This is a genomic window from Acidobacteriota bacterium (assembly GCA_018268895.1).
Taxonomy (GTDB): Bacteria; Acidobacteriota; Terriglobia; order Terriglobales; family Acidobacteriaceae; genus Edaphobacter.
In genome coordinates this window covers 157,584-174,203 of record JAFDVP010000001.1, presented here as the reverse complement: position 1 = coordinate 174,203, position 16,620 = coordinate 157,584, and the positions used below count along the sequence as shown (strand labels likewise).

The window sequence follows — 16,620 nt, the reverse complement described above, 5'->3', positions numbered from 1 at the left end:
TCTGCTCGCTTCGGCGTCTTTACTACTGCTTCCTGCTGTTGTGCTTGTCGCGGTAGATGCGCTTCGACTCCTGGTTCTGCTGCTTGTTGATCAGACTGCGGTCGGCCTTGGTCAGGTGGCCGTTGTCCTGCGCGCGCATGGAACGCTCTTCGTGGTTTATGGCCGACTCCTGCTTTTCAAGATGCTGCGTCTCACCCGCAGTAAGCTGGCCGCTCTTTACGCCCTGTGCGATGCGGTCCTGCTGGTTCTCTTTGCGCTGGTTGATGGTGGGGGGAGGCGTGGTTGTCGTTGAAGTTGCTGGGGCCTGCGCGAGAACAGCGAGCGGTGCGATGGCAAAGCTAAGAGCGAGTGCGAGGCGGGTGATCTGCATGGATATTTCTCCTGTGCTTTCGTTATGAAGACGTCTTTGCTTCAGCGTCCTTCGTCTTACGATGGGAGTAGACACAGGTGACGAGCGCGTGTTGCGCTGCGTCGCAAAAGTATATTTGCGCACTCTGACACGACTTTTGATATCGTGCTGGGTTGGCGAGCAATCGATTCCAGCTTCGCGCTACTCTCGCAGGCAATATGTGTCTGAGTGCTTTTCCAACGAAAAACGAACAGACTAGCTTGTCGCTGTGGGAGAGACGTAATCAGGCGCTGTAATCACCTGAAGACCAGGTGTCGTGACGATCTGCTGGTCGATCATAATGATCGTCGTCACAGAGCCTCCGGTATATGTCACCTGCGCGCCGGTGTAGGTAGCAATTGTATCGCTGGCTGGAACCGTTCCCGTTGGAACCATGACGAGCGTGTAAGTTCCAGTGGGGATGTTCAGGTAGCCGGTGTTGATGCCGAAGGTGATGTTGGTATAAACCGGCGTGACAGCCGTGAGCTTTTGTCCCGCGGGAACCAGGTAGATGTCCTGCGCGGAGATTCGTGTTGCCTGGTCGATGAAGCGCAGACCAATCTGCCCGGAGGGCGCCGCCTGGCTCTGGTCCTTCAAGATAAGCTGCTGCAGGTTGGCGGCGGCGTTGCCGATCAGCACGGTGTACTGGGCCCCGGTTACAAAGGTCGCCTTGGATGTCGTGAGAACCTGCTTCGTGCCCGCCTGTGTTGCCGTGGTGGTATAGGTTCCCGGATCGACAGGAACATACGAGGTGACGGTGCCGAAGCCCAGGTTGTAGGCGATGGCCGCGTTGTTCTGGTAGACGTCCAGCCCAGGGGCGTCGGCGGATGCGTCGATGATGCGCACCTGCGAGCCGCTCTGGCTCGATACAATACCCTGGCAGCCGGCAAGCGCAACGGCCAGTGCGGCGGTTGCGGCAAGGGTGGCACCTTTCCTTACAAGGTCGAGAAGCGACATTCGCGGCTGGCCTGTGTTGAGCATCATATATAGGGAAGTAACATGATTCACTCTAAACGATTTCAAGGGTATAAGCGACGGCAGAGTGGTCTGCCGGTCGAGGCCGTACTGTTGTTGATACTGGGGCTTTGTGCCGCTGCGCCGAACCGCACCATTGCCCAGGAGCAGCCGGGCAGCACCATTCCAGCGCTTCCTTCGTCCGTGCCCTCCATCGCCCCGCACATTGAGGCGATCATTGGCATGCGCAACCAGAAGGTGGCAAGCGCGACGGAGGTGCCGGCGCACAAACAGAACTACGAGTTCACGCTGAAGGACGGCAGTTGGCTGGACACCGGCGTCTTTCTTGCCGCGGGCGAATTGGCTGACTTCACCGTAACCGGCAATCTCACGCTGGCCGACAACCGTCAGACCACAGCCGACGGACTCGACCGCGGGTGGAAGGACCTGCTCCGCCAGTTTCCTTTGAATCAGGCAAAGGTCGGCGCCGTGATTGGGCGTATCAGCGATATGGGGGCCTCCGTTCCCTTCTCTATTGGAGCCTCTGGGCAGGTAGCTATGCCAACTACAGGAAAGTTGTACCTCGCCGTGAATGTAGGCAGCGACCTGACATTTAGTGGCGAATACAAGGTGAAGGTCAGGTTTTCAAAGCCGGCGACCTTCAAGATCAATGTTCTGGCGGCCCCTTCAAAGCCAATCGATTCAATGCTTACTCCTGAGATCTTCGCCGACATCCCACGCCGGGTCAGCGATAGCGCCAGTGGCACCGGCAATCCCGGAGACATGGTCAACTTCGCGCTGATTGGTACGAAGGAGGAGGTTGAAGCAGCTTATAAAGCCGCCGGATGGGTTGCTGTCGATAAGTCGGTGCAGGATGCCCTCCTCAACGGCCTGCTGAAGACCTTGAGCAAGGAGGCCTATACCGAGATGCCGATGAGCACGCTCTACCTCTTCGGGCGGGCGCAGGACATGTCGTTCGCCCGGGCCGATCCTCTGATGGTGGCGGCCGAAAGACACCACCTGCGTGTATGGCAGACCGGCAAGACCGTGGACGGCAGGCCTCTATGGGTAGGTTCGGCAACGCATGATATCGGCTTCGAGAAGGACCAGCGCACGGGCGGAGTAACGCACAAGATCGATCCCGAGATCGACAAGGAGCGCGACTACCTGTTGCAGAGCTTCGACGCGGCAGGCGTCTATGCGAGCGCTGCCTACGTCACGCCTTCAAATCCGATGCTTGAAGCTCGAACGGCAACGGGAGGCAGCTTTCACTCCGACGGGCGCATCGTTGTGATGAATCTCAAGTGAGACTGGAGCAAACAGCAGGGCCGGCTGCTTTATAGCGCCGGCCCTGCGTTTTTCGACCTGAACCTCTACTATTTCTTGGCGGGCTTGCTGGCGATGATCGAGTCCTTGATCTTGTTGTAAACGCTCTCAGGAAGCACGCCACGCGAGACGAGCTGGTTCTTCGCCGTGTACGGACGTCCGTCGATGATGCGCTTGGAGTACGCATCGCCGATGCCCGGGAAGGCTTTCAACTGGTCTGCGGTGGCGGTGTTGATGTCGAGCTTGTTGTCCGGTGTTGCGGCAGCGGCTGCCGGAGCGGCTGCATTTTTTGCAGGCTTCTGCGCCACAGCAATGGTCAGCGGCATGGTGAACATCAGTGCAAGTGCCAGGAACTTCGAGCGAAGATTGCGCATGTTCTGAATTCTCCCGAACTACAAAATCACTTCGTTTCACGGAGGTTACGGGAGAGAAAGACCTCTCGTCAATCCGGTAAAGTTGACTTCCCCCGCCCTCGACGCTACTCTAGTCATGCGATGCGTTCGCTGAACATCCATCACGGGCATCATCACCATCATCATGCAGAGAGCGTGTTGGCGGCCGTGTCCGGTGTGGCGAAATAGTAAGGCGCATACCACAAGGATTCTGAAAGGCCCGCTCAACGCGCATTCCGCGAGCGGGCCTTTTTACGTGCAACGAACGAAATGGAGATTGGAAAATGGCTGAAGGACCAAAGATCGACTTTGCGAAGATGGACGGCCTCGTTCCCGGCATCGTCCAGGACTACAAGACCGGCGAGATGCTGATGCTGGGCTTCCTCAATGAGACCAGCTACCAGAAGACGCTCGAGAGCGGCTTCGTCACCTTCTGGAGCCGCACCCGATCCAAGCTCTGGATGAAGGGCGAGACCAGCGGCAACCGCCTGCGCATTATCGAGGCCTCCACCGACTGCGACAACGACGCCCTGCTCTTCCGCGTCGAGGTCGAGGGCGATGGCCTGGTCTGCCACGAGGGCACCGTAAGCTGCTTCACGAAGAAGATCGAAACGGAGAAGAACTAATGAGTGAGACCAAGAAGCTGAAGCTCGGCATCCCCAAGGGCAGCCTGCAGGACGCAACCATTGCGCTGTTTCAGCGCGCCGGCTGGAACATCTACGCCAGCGGCCGCAGCTACTTTCCCGGCATCGATGACGTGGAGATCGAGTGCATGCTCGTCCGCGCGCAGGAGATGGCCCGCTACGTCGAGCACGGCGCGCTTGACGCCGGCCTGACCGGCAACGACTGGGTGCAGGAGAATCAGACCGACGTCGAGTACGTCACCAGCCTCACCTACTCCAAGCAGAGCCGCCAGAAGGTGAAGTGGGTGCTCGCCGTGCCCGAAGACTCGCCCTTCCAGAAGGCCGAGGACCTCGCCGGAAAGATTATCGCCACCGAGCTGGTCGAGTTCACCAAGCGCTACTTCGCATCGAAGAACATCCCCGTCACCGTCGAGTTCAGTTGGGGAGCGACCGAGGTCAAGCCTCCCACTCTGGCCGACGCCATCGTCGAGGTCACCGAGACCGGAAGCTCGCTGCGCGCCAACCGCCTGCGCATCATCGAGACGCTGATGGAGAGCGAGACGCAGCTCATCGCCAACAAGGCCGCCTTCAAAGACGACTGGAAGCGCGCGAAGATCAACAACATCTCGCTGATGTTGAACGCAGCCATCGCCGCACAGGGCCGCGTCGGCCTGATGCTCAACGCCCGTAAGGCAGACCTGCCTCTCGTGATCGCCGTTCTTCCCGCGCTGAACTCGCCGACGGTCTCGCAGCTCAGCGACCCCGATTGGGTCGCGTTGAACACGATCCTCGATGAGTCGCTGGTGCGCGACGTCATCCCCAAGCTCAAGGCCGCGGGAGCAACCGGCATCGTCGAATATCCGCTCAGCAAGGTTGTTCTTTAGCTGCGATAACGACCAAGAGGTGTCATTCCGACCGGAGCGCAGCGCAGTGGAGGAATCCGTTGTTCAACGCTGTCGCTGCGCCACTGGAGTCCGATAGATGATGAAGCTCGTCAAAACATACGGTCGCACCGCGACGACCGCCGCCGCACTGATCGAATCGATCGAGCGACGCGGCGCGGTCTCGACGGCGCGCGTCGAACCCGTTGTCCGTCGCATCCTCGCCGACGTTTGCAAAAACGGCGATCGCGCGCTGCGCAAGTACGCAACGAAGTTCGACGGCCTGAAGAAGGGCGCCGCGCTCCGTGTCACGCGCGAAGAGATGGAGGCCGCATGGCAGGCCACCGCGCCAGAGTTGCAGGCGGCCATGATGGTCGCGCGCGGCAACATCCTCGCCTTCGCCGAAGCGCAGATGCCGAAGGAGTGGACCATCTCTCCAGCCGACGGCGTCAAAACCGGCCAGATCGTTCGCCCGCTCGGCTCGGTCGGCTGCTACGTTCCCGGCGGCCGCTACCCTCTTCCCTCCACTTTGTTGATGACGGCGACACCGGCGCAGGTCGCCGGCGTCGAGCGCATCGTTGTCTGCTCACCCAAGCCCGTGCACGAGACGCTCGCCGCCGCTTACCTCGCAGGCGTGACAGAGTTCTACCGCATCGGCGGAGCCCAGGCTATCGCCGCGCTCGCCTACGGCACGGAGACGATCGCACCGGTGAACAAGATCGTTGGCCCCGGCAACCTCTTCGTGACCGCGGCCAAGTCCCTCGTCTCCACCGAGTGCGGCATCGACATGCCGGCCGGCCCAACCGAGATCGTTGTCACCAGCGAGCGCGGCAGCGCCGCCGGCATCGCCGCCGATCTCGTCGCACAAGCCGAACACGACCCCGAGACGCTCGCCGTCCTCATTACCAGTAACGGAACGCTCGGCACCGAAGTTGCCGCTGAGGTCAAAATTCAGGCGAAGAGCAACAAGCTCGCAAAACAGTCGCTGGCAAAACAAGGCGCGATATTTGTAACCGAAACAGTTACTGAGGCACGCGAGCTGACCAACCGCCTCGCCCCCGAACACCTCACCGTCGACTCCGCCGCCGACCTCAAGTGGGTGCAGAACGCAGGCTCGGTCTTCGTCGGCGACTACGCACCGCAGTCGATGGGCGACTACGTCTCCGGCCCCAACCACGTGCTGCCTACAGGCCGCGTCGGTCGCGTGCGCGGTGGTCTCAGCGTGCTCGACTTCGTCAAGATCATCACCGTGCAGGAGTACACCGCTAAGGGCCTGAAGAAGATCGGCCCGCACGCCATCGCGCTGGCAACCGCTGAGGGCCTGGTCGGCCACGCCGAGAGCGTTCGCGTAAGAATGAGGTCAGCCCGATGAGCACAGTCACGAGCACCGCTACCGTCAAGCCGCGCCGCCTCGTCCTCGAGATGCCGGAGTACCACCCTCCGCTCGCCGGTCGCGATGCGTTGCGGCTCGATTTCAATGAGAACACCTTCGCGCCGTCGCCGCGAGTGATCGACCGCCTCAGGCAGATCACCGCAGAGGAGCTGACAAAGTATCCCGAGCGCGAGCCGGTGGAGCGCAAGGTCGCCGCGCACTTCGGCCTCGACCCTGCGCAAGTACTGCTGACCAACGGTGTCGACGAGGCGATCCACCTCATCTGCTGCACCTTTCTCGAAGAAGGCGACGAAGGCCTCATTTGCACGCCTTCGTTCTTCATGTACGACGTCTCGATCTCGATGATGACGCGCGGCCTTGTCCGCATCCAGGCCGATGAGACGCTGGAGTTCCCCTTCGAGCGTTTCCTCAACGCCATCACGGAGCGCACGAAGCTGATCATCGTCGCCTCGCCCAACAATCCCACCGGAGCCACAGTCACGCGCGCGCAGATGCTCGCCCTCGCCAACGCCGCGCCACACGCCGTGCTGATGGCCGACGAGGCTTACTACCACTTCCATGGCGAGACAGTGCTCGACGACCTTGCCTCCACGCCGAACCTTGTTGTCGCGCGCACCTTCTCCAAGGCCTACGGCCTCGCGAATCTGCGCCTCGGCATGTTGGCCGGCAGCCCTGAGGTGATGGGTTACCTGCGCAAGGTCAGCTCGCCCTACAACGTCAACGGCGTCGCGCTCGACTGCCTCTCCGTCGCCATCGAGGACGATGCTTACATCTCCTGGTACGCCGAGCAGATTCGCATCGGCCGCGAGCGTATGATGGCTGCCCTCTCCGAGCTTGGCGTCGGCTACTTCCCCAGTGCGGCGAACTTCGTGCTGATGAAGATCGGCCCGCTGCACAAAGAGCTTGTCACGGCCATGCGTCGCCGCGGCGTGCTGCTGCGCGACCGCTCCTCCGACCCGGGATGCGACGGCTACGTGCGCATCACCATCGGCGTAGGCGACCAGGTCTCGCAGGGCCTCGAAGCCTTGAAGGCATCGCTCGAAGAGATCGGCTGGAGGCCGCAACGCGGCTTCTCCACAACAGAATCGAAACAGATACAGGAGCTCTAGGAACGATGGCAACGAAGAAGGCACGCACCGCTACAATCAAGCGCGACACCACCGAGACGAAGATCGCGCTCAAGCTGAACATCGACGGCACCGGCGTCTACAAGGTCTCCACCGGCATCCGCTTCTTCGATCACATGCTGGAGCTCTTCACCCGCCACGGCGGCTTCGACCTCACGCTCACCTGCAACGGGGACCTCGACGTCGACCAGCACCACACTGTCGAGGACGTGGGCATCGCGCTGGGCGAGGCCTTCAACAAGGCGCTCGGCGACAAGAAGGGCATCCTGCGCGCGGGCTACTTCGTCATGGCGATGGACGAGACGCTCGCCGTCGCCGCCGTCGATCTCTCGGGCCGCGTCGCCTATGTCGTCGACGACAAAGTGAAAGTACGTCTCGTCGGTGACTTCCAGTCCGAACTGCTCGCCGACTTCTTCGACGGCTTCGCTCGCGGAGCCAAGGCCAACGTCCACGTCAAAACAATGTACGGCCGCTCCAACCACCACAAGATCGAGGCAATCTTCAAAGCCTTCGCACGCGCTCTGCGCGGAGCCTGCTCACGCGACGAGAGGATGGCCGAGATTCTGCCGAGCACGAAGGGCCTGCTATGAGCAAGATAAAAAATCCGATCGATAAAAAGGTCGCAAGCCTCGCTCTGGATGCACGAAATGTCTATGGCGTGAACGATAAATCAAGCCGCAAAGCCATACCTTTGAGAAAGCAAGCCAGCCATCAGGCACTCAGACGTGCTTCAAAACAGCCGCTGGCAGCCGTCAATTCTGCTCTTGACGAAGATGATCTCGTAGCGACAGAAGCAAAGCTGCTTTCAAATGAAGCTGTGGCTATAGGAAGGCGTTTTCGTAAGCGCCCAGATGAGCCGCTGGGAGTCGTAATCGAAGCAAAGCGAACGGGTGACCGCAGTCAATTATCGCGGAAGCGCAAATGATTCAAGTCATCGACTACAAGGCGGGCAATCTCACCAGCGTGCTCAAAGCGCTGCATTATCTCGGCGCGGAGACGCACGTCACGCAGTCACCGGACGATGTACGCAACGCGACCAAGATCGTCCTCCCCGGCGTAGGACACTTTCAGGCGACGCAGCTGCTTGAAGACCTCGCGTTGACTGTTGCCGTGCGCGAGGCCGTGGCGAAAGGCACGCCCTTCCTCGGTATCTGCGTCGGCTTGCAGTGGCTCTACGAAGGCTCGACCGAAGCGCCTGACACTGCGGGTCTTGGTCACTTCGCCGCGAAGTGCGAGCGCTTCCCTGCCACCTTCAATGGCGCGGAGCTGAAGTCGCCGCACGTAGGCTGGAACTCGCTTGAGAACATCCGCGAGGACTCGCGCCTGCTGCGCGGCGTTGCCCCCGGCGGCTTCGTCTACTACACGCACTCCTGGCGCGCGCCGGTGAGCGCCGACACCGCCGCTACCACCAGCTATGGCGGCGACTTCACCGCCGTGGTCGAGCGCGATAACGTGATGGGCGTGCAGTTCCACCCGGAGAAGTCGAGCGCCGTCGGCCTCCAGATCCTCAAGAACTTCGTGGAGCTATAGCAAAATGCCTTTTGTCTACGAACTCGAACTCGCCGAAGAGTCGCCACAGTCTGCGTACAAACTCACGCAACAACTTGTACCTCAAGGAACGCTCGTCGGCACCGGCCAGAATATCGCGGTACTGACGGACGGCAAAAACGAGTTTCATCTGCGCGCGCCACTGCAAGGCCTCGTCGCTGAGTGGTTCGCATCGAGCGGCGATACCCTCTCGCCCGATGAGCCCATCGCACGTATCGTCGCCGAAGGAGCCGAGCGCGCCGTAAGCGCCTCCACACCCGTAAGGATTCAACCATGCTGACCAAACGCATCATCGCATGTCTCGACGTGCGCGACGGACGCGTCGTCAAAGGCATCCAGTTCGTCGACATCATCGACGCCGGCGACCCCGCCGAACTCGCGCACCGACATGCCGCCGCGGGCGCCGACGAGATCGTGCTGCTCGACATCACCGCAACGCACGAGGGACGCGGCACGCTGCTCGACACCGTAAAGCGCACCGCCGCGGAACTCTTCGTTCCCTTCACCGTCGGCGGAGGCATCCGCTCCGCCGAAGACGCCGCCGCAGTCTTCGACGCGGGCGCCGACAAGGTAAGCATCAACTCCTCCGCTATCGCGCGGCCGGAGCTGATCGGCGAGATCGGCTCGAGTTTCGGCGCGCAGGCCGTCATCGTCGCCATCGATGCACGAAGAGGCGTGGGCACGCCGCGCCCCGGGTACGACCCCGTCGGTGACGCCGAGGTCTTCGTCGCCGGTGGCCGCAAGCCCACGGGCCGCAAGGTGATCGAGTGGGCACGCGAGGCCGAACAGCGCGGCGCAGGCGAGATCCTTCTCACTAGTATGAACACCGACGGCATGCGCTCCGGCTTCGACTGCGAGCTGACCGCGCGCGTCTCCGAAGCCGTGCAGATTCCCGTTATCGCATCGGGTGGCGCAGGCAGTGCGGCGCACTTCGCCGAGGTCTTCGGGCGAGGCAAGGCCGACGCCGCACTTGCCGCCAGCATCTTTCACTTCGGCGTAACGGACTCGCGGGAACTGAAAGCCGAACTACAACGAGCAGGCGTATCTGTGAGACTGCCTTGCTGAGCGCCTCAGGGGCTAAAACCCTTCTTCCTACCGAAGCACTTCGGCACGGCTGAAGCCGTGCCCTTAACAAACCACCATGACCGGTGTCGTTTGAGTACAGGAGAGAAATTATGTTGATACCTTCGATTGACCTCATGGGCGGTCGCATCGTCCAGCTCGTTCAGGGCGAAAAACTCAAACTGGCCTTCGACGACTTCGACTACTGGATCGAACGCTTCAACAAATACCCGCTTGTCCAGCTCATCGACCTCGACGCCGCCATGCGGCAGGGCTCGAACGCCGACCTGATCTCGCAGTTCACCTCGAAGCTCCCCTGCCAGGTGGGTGGTGGCCTGCGAACCGCTGAAGACGGCAAGCGCATGATCGACCTCGGTGCAAAGCGGGTGATCTACGGCTCATCGCTCTTCGGAGGAAACAACGAGGCCGACCGCAAGCGGCACCCGCTCATCAACCTCGACTTCGCGCAGAAGCTCCGCGACACTCTCGGCGAAGACCGGCTCGTCTTCTCCGTCGATACCAAGGGCGGACAGGTCGCCGTGCGCGGCTGGAAGGAGAACGTTGCGCTCACGCCGGAAGAGGCCATTACGTGGCTCGAGGATTACTGCGCCGCGTTTCTCTACACGCACGTCGACACCGAAGGCACGATGACCGGCTTCCCCATCGACGTTGCCGCTATTCTGCGAGCGACGACGGCCAAGCAGTTGATCGTCGCCGGTGGCATCAAAGAACGAGCCGAGGTGGACGCTCTCGACGCAATGGGCGTCGACGCCGTCGCGGGTATGGCCGTGTACTCGGGAGCGATGGAAGCGTAACTACAGTTGTCCGTACTCAGATGAATACGCAGTTGAGCAACTGAGAACTACTCGCTATTCATTCCCGCCGTTGTCCGCGAGCGCGTAGTAGCCCTTGCGGGCCTGCACCTTGGTATCTTTGCCGCAAGTGATGTTCAGCGTCCTGAAGCTGCCATCGGTCTTCAGGTTCGACGGCGTGTAGCTGGCAAGATACTGTGTGCGCAGCTCGTCCTGAATCTGGTTGAAGGCATCCTCGAGCTTCTTGCCGTTGTTGCCGACGTTGATGACGCGGCCGCCGGTCTCCTTGGCCATGCGGTCCATGTCGGCGCCGCCGGTGTAGAAGCCGCCGTAGCCGCCAAAGCCACGGTCGGCGATCATGATGACGTAGACGATGGCGTTGGCCTTCTGCGCGGCCTCGATCGAGCTCTTCAGCGTCTCCTGCGATCCCTGGTCGCCTCCATCGGTCAGCAGCACCAGGATCTTGCGGCCGGCCTCCTGGCGCAGCTTGTCGTGCGCCGCCAGATAAACAGCGTCAAAGAGTAGCGTCCCGCGCGGAGTGCCATTACCTGTTACCGAGCCCGTTCCAGCACCAGTGTTGATACTGGCCTTGTCCAGAGCGCGTTTCAACTCGCGCGGCGAGTTGGTGTAATCGGCCAGCAGGTCGACGTTGATATCGAACGAGATTAAAAAGGCCTCGTCCTTGGGAGTCAGCACGTCCTTCAGAAACTGCGCGCCTGCCTCCTGCTCCAGGGGCAGAACGTTCTGCTGGCTACCGCTGGTGTCGAGCAGGATGCCGATGGTCAGCGGCAGGTTCTTCTCCTGCGTGAAGTTCTTGGTCTTCTGCAAAACCTTGTCCTCGTAGATCTCGCAGTCGTCCTTGTGCAGGTTGGTGATGTAGCCGTTCTTGTCGCGAACGGAGAAGTAGAGGTTCACCAGGTTGACGTTGACCTTCAGCGTCTGCGTGTCGCCTGTATCTACCGGCTGCGCTTCTGCCGTACTGGCAGGCGGTGGTCCGCCGGGAGTTGGAGCTTCCTGCGCTAGCAGCACAGGGGCGGAGACGACGCTGAGAGACGCGGCGAACAGGACAACAGAGAGGCGGACAGGTGAGCGCATGATCTTATAGACGAGCTTATCTGCGTACTGGTCAGCGGAAAAGTTCCTGTCAGCTGTGCCGGGGGCGGCTGCCTGCACCTTTTGCCGTTGGCGGTCAGTTTTTAGCACAACGTCCTGGGTGGGTGGTGCGTCCTACAGTACAGGTTATGAAGAGGATAGCGGCGGCCTGCCGGCGCTGGTACTCTGTTAGTTGTGGGCTTTGGCCATCGACGGTCAGGCGGCACGGTACGGGGGTTTTTGCGTGGTAAGGGAAAGCATATTGGTTGGAGCGCTGGCGTTCATGACGCTGGGACAGCAAGGTCAGAAGACCGAAGAGGCCTCGGCGCAGCAGATTCCCGATGCGCCAAAGCCGCAGGTTGGGCTGCCCACGCTGAACACGGTCAGGCCCGGCATGGGCACGACGCCGGCCGCGAGCGGCAACCAGGCCACTTCACCGGCTCCCGGTAAAGAGCAGGTGCCTCAGACCCCCTCTACGCCTTCCGCACAAACCCCGGATGAAGGACCTGCTCCTGAATCCACCGCCGACTCCTTCACCCTGCGCGTGCAGACGAACTTCGTCGAAGTGCCCTTCACCGTCAAGGACAACAAACAGAAGCCCGTACCAGGTATCACGTGGCGGGAGGTCAGGGTCTACGAGAACAATCTTCCCCAGCGGATCACTAATTTCACCGTTGATCCTTTCCCTCTGTCTGTTGCTATCGTCATCGACCAGAGCCTGACACCGGACAACATGACGAAGGTCAACAACTCCCTGGCTGCGTTGCAAGGAGCCTTCGCGCCGTATGACGAGGTTGCGGTTTTCAGCTACAACAACGGTCCGCGCAAGTGGACAGACTTCACGGCAGGCCAGAGCGCGCGGCTGAACTTCGCTCTCGACCAGGCCAAGGCCCCGGGCCGCGAGGTCTACATGAACATGGGCGGCCCCATGGCCCAGACGAACGTCATCAACGGCCGCGTCTTCGACCCAAACACGGCGCCTGTCCGCAACAGTCAGGCGATCGAGCTGAAGGTCCCGAAGGAAGTTCACACCCTCAACGACGCCATTCTCGAAGCCGCCAAGACAACGGCCAAGGCTGGTAAGGGACGCCGGCGCGTAGTCTATGTCATCAGCGACGGCAAGGAGTACGGTAGCCAGGCGAAGATGAAGGATGTTATCCAATATCTTCAGACCAACAAGGTTGCAGTCTACGGAACGCTCGTGGGCGACTCCTCGCTTCCTGTGATTGGCTTCCTCGATAAGATTCACCTTCCGCTGACGATGCGTGACAACGCTCTGGTCGCTTATACATCGGCGACCGGCGGCAATCTTGAGGCCGAGCTCCGTCAGCGCGGCATCGAGGAGAGTTTCCAGAAGATATTCGAAGAGGTCCGCACCCAGTACACGCTCGGCTACTACACTCACGAACCGTTTATCGATGGGAAGTACCGCACGCTCGAAATCCGGGTGCAGCGTCCGAATCTGACGGTCATCTCAAAGAAGGGCTATTACCCGACGGCGAGTGACTCAGGCCCGGTAAACACGATTCAACGCAAGTAGAACGACCAATGTTTCAGGCAAATGTGCTGCTGGCCCTGGCAGCGGCTGTCCTATGGGGCGGCGGCGACTTCTCCGGCGGCATGGGAGCAAAGTATGCCGCGCGCACAGCGCGCAATCCGATGGACGGTGCGCTGCGCGTCGTGCTGACCAGCCACGCGGCCAGCTTTGTGGTGCTCACAGCAATTGCTCTATTGCGCGGCGACAGATTTCCACACGGCATCACGCTGGTTTGTGGGCTGCTCGCTGGTGTGATGGGCGGTCTTTCTCTGACGGCGTTCTACATTGCGCTCTCGCGCGGGGCTATGGGTGCTTCCGCCGCAATCAGCGGGCTGCTGGCGGCGGCGATTCCTTCGGCAGTGTCGATTGCTCATGATGGGTCGCCCGGCTGGATGCGCATGGCGGGTTTTGTTATCGCAGGGTGCGCGATCTGGATGATTGCAGCGGGTGAGAACCCTGAAGCTCTGCCTGCCTCGGCGGAGACGATGTGGCTGGCGGTGGGATCGGGGGCCGGGTTCGGCATCTACTTTGTCGCGCTCAAATACGCTGCGGCTGGAGGTCTGGTCTGGCCGATGGCTACGGCAAGGATCGGCAGCCTGACGACCTGTTCAGCGATCCTGCTGGCGACGATCTTGACGTCAAACCCACCTCTTAAAATCGAGCTGTTGGGCACCCGGCGTTTCTGGCTGCCTCGTAAGGCCGTTCTGTGGGCACTGACGACGGCGCTGGGCGATACCAGTGGGAACTTGCTGTTTATGGCAGCTACACGGGCTGGAAGGCTCGATGTCGCCTCTGTGCTGGCCTCGCTATACCCCGCCTCCACCATCCTTCTGGCGGCATGGGCTTTGCATGAAAAGCCAACCCGGCGGCAGGGGGCAGGTATGCTGGTAGCTGCCGTGGCGGTTGTGATGATTACGCTCTGATCCCTCGATCTTTGCTTTCTGGAATTGCAACCGGGGAGAGGGAATCGGCATTTTATCCAAATGAATAAGCCTTTCAATTTCATAACTTTAGTCCGGACCCTGGATCTCCGGAGACTTGACAGCGTTTAGCCCTGACCACCAACCCACCAGCGTCAGAAGTGCGAAGAGTCCAACCACGATCAGGTTGGGGTAGACGATGTGTCCGCTGATGTGGGGTTCATGTCCGGGGATCCCGGCCCAGTAAGCAGCAGATGGGAGAAGTGAGGGTACATAGAAGAAAGGGGTCCAGTAAGAGAGGGAGATGAGAGAAGCAACGGTGAAGGCTACAGCGGGTTCCTTGGAGCGCCTCCAGAGGAACCAGGCTCCGGTCGAAGCGACTCCAGCGTAAAGGAAAAGCAGAATGGCAGAGTGATAGCGGGCATGAGGGTGCCAGAGTGGGTTGAGCAGGTGGTTGCTGCTCCAATCAAGGATGAAGGACATTATTGCTCCGCCTACGAGGACGAAGGTTAGGAGAAGCTTTGCGGCGAGGGAGCGATTCATTGTGGAGCACCTCTGAGTATTTACTGAGTGATTGCTCACTATATAAATTACTTATCCAACCTGGCAAGCCTGAACTAGAGTTCTTGTGTGAGGACGGGAATGAGAGAGGCACCAAAAGCGGTTAAGGGGCGCGGCCGGCCCAGCCGTAAGGCAGAGATTGTGGCGGCGACGGAACGTTTGCTGCGGAAGAAGGGGCTGGCCGGGGTGACGACCCGGGCGATCGCAGAGGCTGTTCCCTGTTCTGAAGGCGCGATCTACTTTCACTTTGAGGACAGGCTGGCGCTGATTCTTGCAGTTCTGGAAGAGAGTCTTCCGGCGATGCTGGTTCCGCTACACGCGTTGAAGGAGAAGATCGGCCATGACACTGTGGAAGCGAATCTTGTGATCGCGGTGCAAGGGTTGATGCAGTTCCACCAGAGGGTAATGGTGATGCTGTGTTCGCTTGTGGGCGAGCCAGAGTTGCGAGAAAGGTTCAGGCAGTCGCTGGGCAAGGATGGCAGAGGGCCGGAGCGCGGGGTGGCTACGCTGGCGCGGTACATCGAAGAAGAGAAGAAGCTTTCGCGGATTGCACCGTCTGTTGATTCCTGGACCGCTGCGCGAGCCTTGATGGCTGGCTCCTTCTTCCATGTTTTTACCGTGGAGTTGCTGGGAATAGGCGAAGGCTTCGATGTGGATGGATTGGTGAGGATGGCGCTTCGGGCTTAGGACTATATGGTGGCCCCAGGCAAAATGCGGGGACTCCTCGACTCTCCTTCGGCTCGTTCGGTGGCACCTTAATGCCTTACAGCTTGATCGTCGAGGCGTCCATGGTTGGCTCGGGGTATTTGAGCTTGAGGCCGGTCATGACGTCGACGAGAATCTGGGAGATAACGACGTTGCGATACCACTTGTGGTCTGACGGGATGATGAACCAGGGAGCATGCTTCGTGCTGGTGGCCGAGAGGAGATCTTCGTAAGCCTTCTGGTATTCGCCCCAGAACTTGCGCTCGCGGAAGTCGCTTTCGGAGAGCTTCCAATGCTTGTCTGGCGTGTCGATGCGGGATTGCAGGCGCGCAGTCTGTTCGCCGCGGGAGATGTGCAGGAAGAACTTGAGGATAACGACGTCGTTGCCGGCCAGCATCGACTCGAATCCACGAATGTTGTCGAGACGACTCTTGATGGTCTTCGGCGGGAGCAGCTTGTGGACGCAGGGGACGAGGACGTCTTCGTAGTGCGAGCGATTGAAGATCTGGATCATGCCGCGCGGCGGAACCTGTGCGTGAACGCGCCAGAGAAAATCGTGCTGCTGTTCGAGCGGCGTTGGGGGTTTGAAGGCGGCGACGTCGCAGCCCTGCGGATTGACTCCGGAGAAGATGTGGCTGATGGCCCCATCTTTTCCGGCGGTGTCCATGCCCTGAAGGACAATGAGCATGGCCTTCTTCTGGCTGGCGTGAAAGACATCCTGAAGGGCGATGAGGCGGTTGCGGTGCTCGACGAGAAGTTCTTCGGCTGCGGTGTGACTTTTGAAGCCGCCGGTCTCACCGGCAGGGATGCGGGAGAGCTTGACCTTCGTATGCGGCTTGACCAGGTAAGGCGACTTTAGCTTCATCGGGCTGAGTTTGCGGACAGAACCGAGTGGCACGAGCCGGGAGCGCGGTCAGCCGCGAACGCTCCCGCCTCGCGCGAGGTTACTTGGTTGCCTCTTCGTGCTTCGGCGTAGAATCAGCGGGCTTGTTGACCTCGTCGGTGACGCCCTTCATGCCATCCTTGAAGCCGCGCAGACCTTCGCCGAGTCCTTTGCCGAGCTCAGGCAGTTTTTTGCCGCCGAAGAGCACGAGCACGATGACTGCGAGAACGATGAGATGAGTTGGTTGAAATAGGTCGCCCATACGAGTTTCTCCCTTACATTTACCGGGTCAGCGCGTACGAACCGCGGCAAGCATATTGTCGCACAGGATTGGCATGGCTGGCTTGATGATGGGAATTACCTCAGGGGCTAAAAGCCCCCCTTTACTCCCGATATCTTGCGACACGGCTGAAGCC

General features: G+C 60.4%; 21 protein-coding genes. 14 read left to right on the top strand and 7 right to left on the bottom strand.

The features are described from left to right. Positions 1-22 precede the first annotated feature (22 nt). Positions 23-370: a hypothetical protein gene (locus JSS95_00790; protein ID MBS1798338.1), complete on the bottom strand. Its 348-nt coding sequence runs from the start codon at positions 368-370 to the stop codon at positions 23-25. A 234-nt stretch (positions 371-604) separates the two neighbouring features. Next, on the bottom strand, positions 605-1,345 hold the full coding sequence (locus JSS95_00785) for a DUF4397 domain-containing protein (GenBank protein ID MBS1798337.1): 741 nt from the start codon (positions 1,343-1,345) through the stop codon (positions 605-607). 42 nt (positions 1,346-1,387) lie between these two features. Here JSS95_00785 and JSS95_00780 point away from each other — a divergent pair, with 42 nt between their 5' ends. Beyond that, positions 1,388-2,650: an LssY C-terminal domain-containing protein gene (locus JSS95_00780; GenBank protein ID MBS1798336.1), complete on the top strand. Its 1,263-nt coding sequence runs from the start codon at positions 1,388-1,390 to the stop codon at positions 2,648-2,650. A gap of 68 nt (positions 2,651-2,718) precedes the next feature. Here the strand turns inward: JSS95_00780 and JSS95_00775 are convergent, their stop codons facing one another. Then, positions 2,719-3,042 carry a helix-hairpin-helix domain-containing protein gene (locus JSS95_00775; GenBank protein ID MBS1798335.1) on the bottom strand — a complete coding sequence of 108 codons (324 nt, stop codon included), beginning with the start codon at positions 3,040-3,042 and terminating at the stop codon, positions 2,719-2,721. A 302-nt stretch (positions 3,043-3,344) separates the two neighbouring features. On the opposite strand from JSS95_00775, the gene hisI reads away from it, so the two are divergent. From hisI to JSS95_00725, 10 genes are all read left to right on the top strand, one after another. Next, complete coding sequence (gene hisI, locus JSS95_00770; protein MBS1798334.1) at positions 3,345-3,686, top strand: phosphoribosyl-AMP cyclohydrolase; 342 nt, start codon at positions 3,345-3,347, stop codon at positions 3,684-3,686. Continuing rightward, positions 3,686-4,567 carry an ATP phosphoribosyltransferase gene (locus JSS95_00765; GenBank protein MBS1798333.1) on the top strand — a complete coding sequence of 294 codons (882 nt, stop codon included), beginning with the start codon at positions 3,686-3,688 and terminating at the stop codon, positions 4,565-4,567. Before hisI ends, JSS95_00765 begins: the two co-directional genes overlap by 1 nt. Before the next feature lie 100 nt (positions 4,568-4,667). Next, positions 4,668-5,936, top strand: a complete 1,269-nt coding sequence (hisD, locus tag JSS95_00760) for a histidinol dehydrogenase (GenBank protein ID MBS1798332.1) — start codon at positions 4,668-4,670, stop codon at positions 5,934-5,936. Further along, a complete protein-coding gene (gene hisC / locus JSS95_00755) occupies positions 5,933-7,066 on the top strand; it encodes a histidinol-phosphate transaminase (protein ID MBS1798331.1) in 1,134 nt (377 codons plus the stop codon). Before hisD ends, hisC begins: the two co-directional genes overlap by 4 nt. Positions 7,067-7,071: 5 nt before the next feature. Next, positions 7,072-7,674, top strand: a complete 603-nt coding sequence (hisB, locus tag JSS95_00750) for an imidazoleglycerol-phosphate dehydratase HisB (protein MBS1798330.1) — start codon at positions 7,072-7,074, stop codon at positions 7,672-7,674. Beyond that, positions 7,671-8,009, top strand: coding sequence for a hypothetical protein (locus JSS95_00745; GenBank protein ID MBS1798329.1), 339 nt, complete (start codon positions 7,671-7,673; stop codon positions 8,007-8,009). Before hisB ends, JSS95_00745 begins: the two co-directional genes overlap by 4 nt. Beyond that, positions 8,006-8,614: an imidazole glycerol phosphate synthase subunit HisH gene (gene hisH, locus JSS95_00740; GenBank protein MBS1798328.1), complete on the top strand. Its 609-nt coding sequence runs from the start codon at positions 8,006-8,008 to the stop codon at positions 8,612-8,614. The genes JSS95_00745 and hisH overlap by 4 nt, the downstream gene beginning before the upstream one ends. A gap of 4 nt (positions 8,615-8,618) precedes the next feature. Further along, positions 8,619-8,912, top strand: a complete 294-nt coding sequence (locus tag JSS95_00735; protein ID MBS1798327.1) for a hypothetical protein — start codon at positions 8,619-8,621, stop codon at positions 8,910-8,912. Further along, positions 8,906-9,697, top strand: coding sequence for an imidazole glycerol phosphate synthase subunit HisF (hisF, locus tag JSS95_00730; GenBank protein MBS1798326.1), 792 nt, complete (start codon positions 8,906-8,908; stop codon positions 9,695-9,697). The genes JSS95_00735 and hisF overlap by 7 nt, the downstream gene beginning before the upstream one ends. A gap of 110 nt (positions 9,698-9,807) precedes the next feature. Next, complete coding sequence (locus JSS95_00725) at positions 9,808-10,509, top strand: 1-(5-phosphoribosyl)-5-[(5-phosphoribosylamino)methylideneamino] imidazole-4-carboxamide isomerase (protein ID MBS1798325.1); 702 nt, start codon at positions 9,808-9,810, stop codon at positions 10,507-10,509. Positions 10,510-10,563: 54 nt separating this feature from the next. Here the strand turns inward: JSS95_00725 and JSS95_00720 are convergent, their stop codons facing one another. Beyond that, entirely contained in the window at positions 10,564-11,601 is a 1,038-nt protein-coding gene (locus tag JSS95_00720; GenBank protein ID MBS1798324.1) for a VWA domain-containing protein, read from the bottom strand. 280 nt (positions 11,602-11,881) lie between these two features. Between JSS95_00720 and JSS95_00715 the strand changes: the two genes are divergently transcribed. Further along, the gene (locus JSS95_00715) at positions 11,882-13,138 is read left to right on the top strand and encodes a VWA domain-containing protein (protein MBS1798323.1); all 1,257 of its coding nucleotides are present in this window, start codon (positions 11,882-11,884) and stop codon (positions 13,136-13,138) included. Positions 13,139-13,146: 8 nt separating this feature from the next. Next, positions 13,147-14,058: a DMT family transporter gene (locus tag JSS95_00710; protein ID MBS1798322.1), complete on the top strand. Its 912-nt coding sequence runs from the start codon at positions 13,147-13,149 to the stop codon at positions 14,056-14,058. Positions 14,059-14,145: 87 nt separating this feature from the next. Here JSS95_00710 and JSS95_00705 read toward each other — a convergent pair whose 3' ends face one another. Next, positions 14,146-14,598: a hypothetical protein gene (locus JSS95_00705; protein ID MBS1798321.1), complete on the bottom strand. Its 453-nt coding sequence runs from the start codon at positions 14,596-14,598 to the stop codon at positions 14,146-14,148. Between the two features lie 99 nt (positions 14,599-14,697). Between JSS95_00705 and JSS95_00700 the strand changes: the two genes are divergently transcribed. Then, the gene (locus tag JSS95_00700) at positions 14,698-15,303 is read left to right on the top strand and encodes a TetR/AcrR family transcriptional regulator (GenBank protein MBS1798320.1); all 606 of its coding nucleotides are present in this window, start codon (positions 14,698-14,700) and stop codon (positions 15,301-15,303) included. Between the two features lie 76 nt (positions 15,304-15,379). Here the strand turns inward: JSS95_00700 and JSS95_00695 are convergent, their stop codons facing one another. Both JSS95_00695 and JSS95_00690 read right to left on the bottom strand, forming a co-directional pair. After that, positions 15,380-16,186, bottom strand: a complete 807-nt coding sequence (locus JSS95_00695) for a polyphosphate kinase 2 family protein (protein MBS1798319.1) — start codon at positions 16,184-16,186, stop codon at positions 15,380-15,382. 79 nt (positions 16,187-16,265) lie between these two features. Then, positions 16,266-16,466, bottom strand: a complete 201-nt coding sequence (locus JSS95_00690) for a twin-arginine translocase TatA/TatE family subunit (GenBank protein MBS1798318.1) — start codon at positions 16,464-16,466, stop codon at positions 16,266-16,268. Between the last annotated feature and the right edge of the window lie 154 nt (positions 16,467-16,620).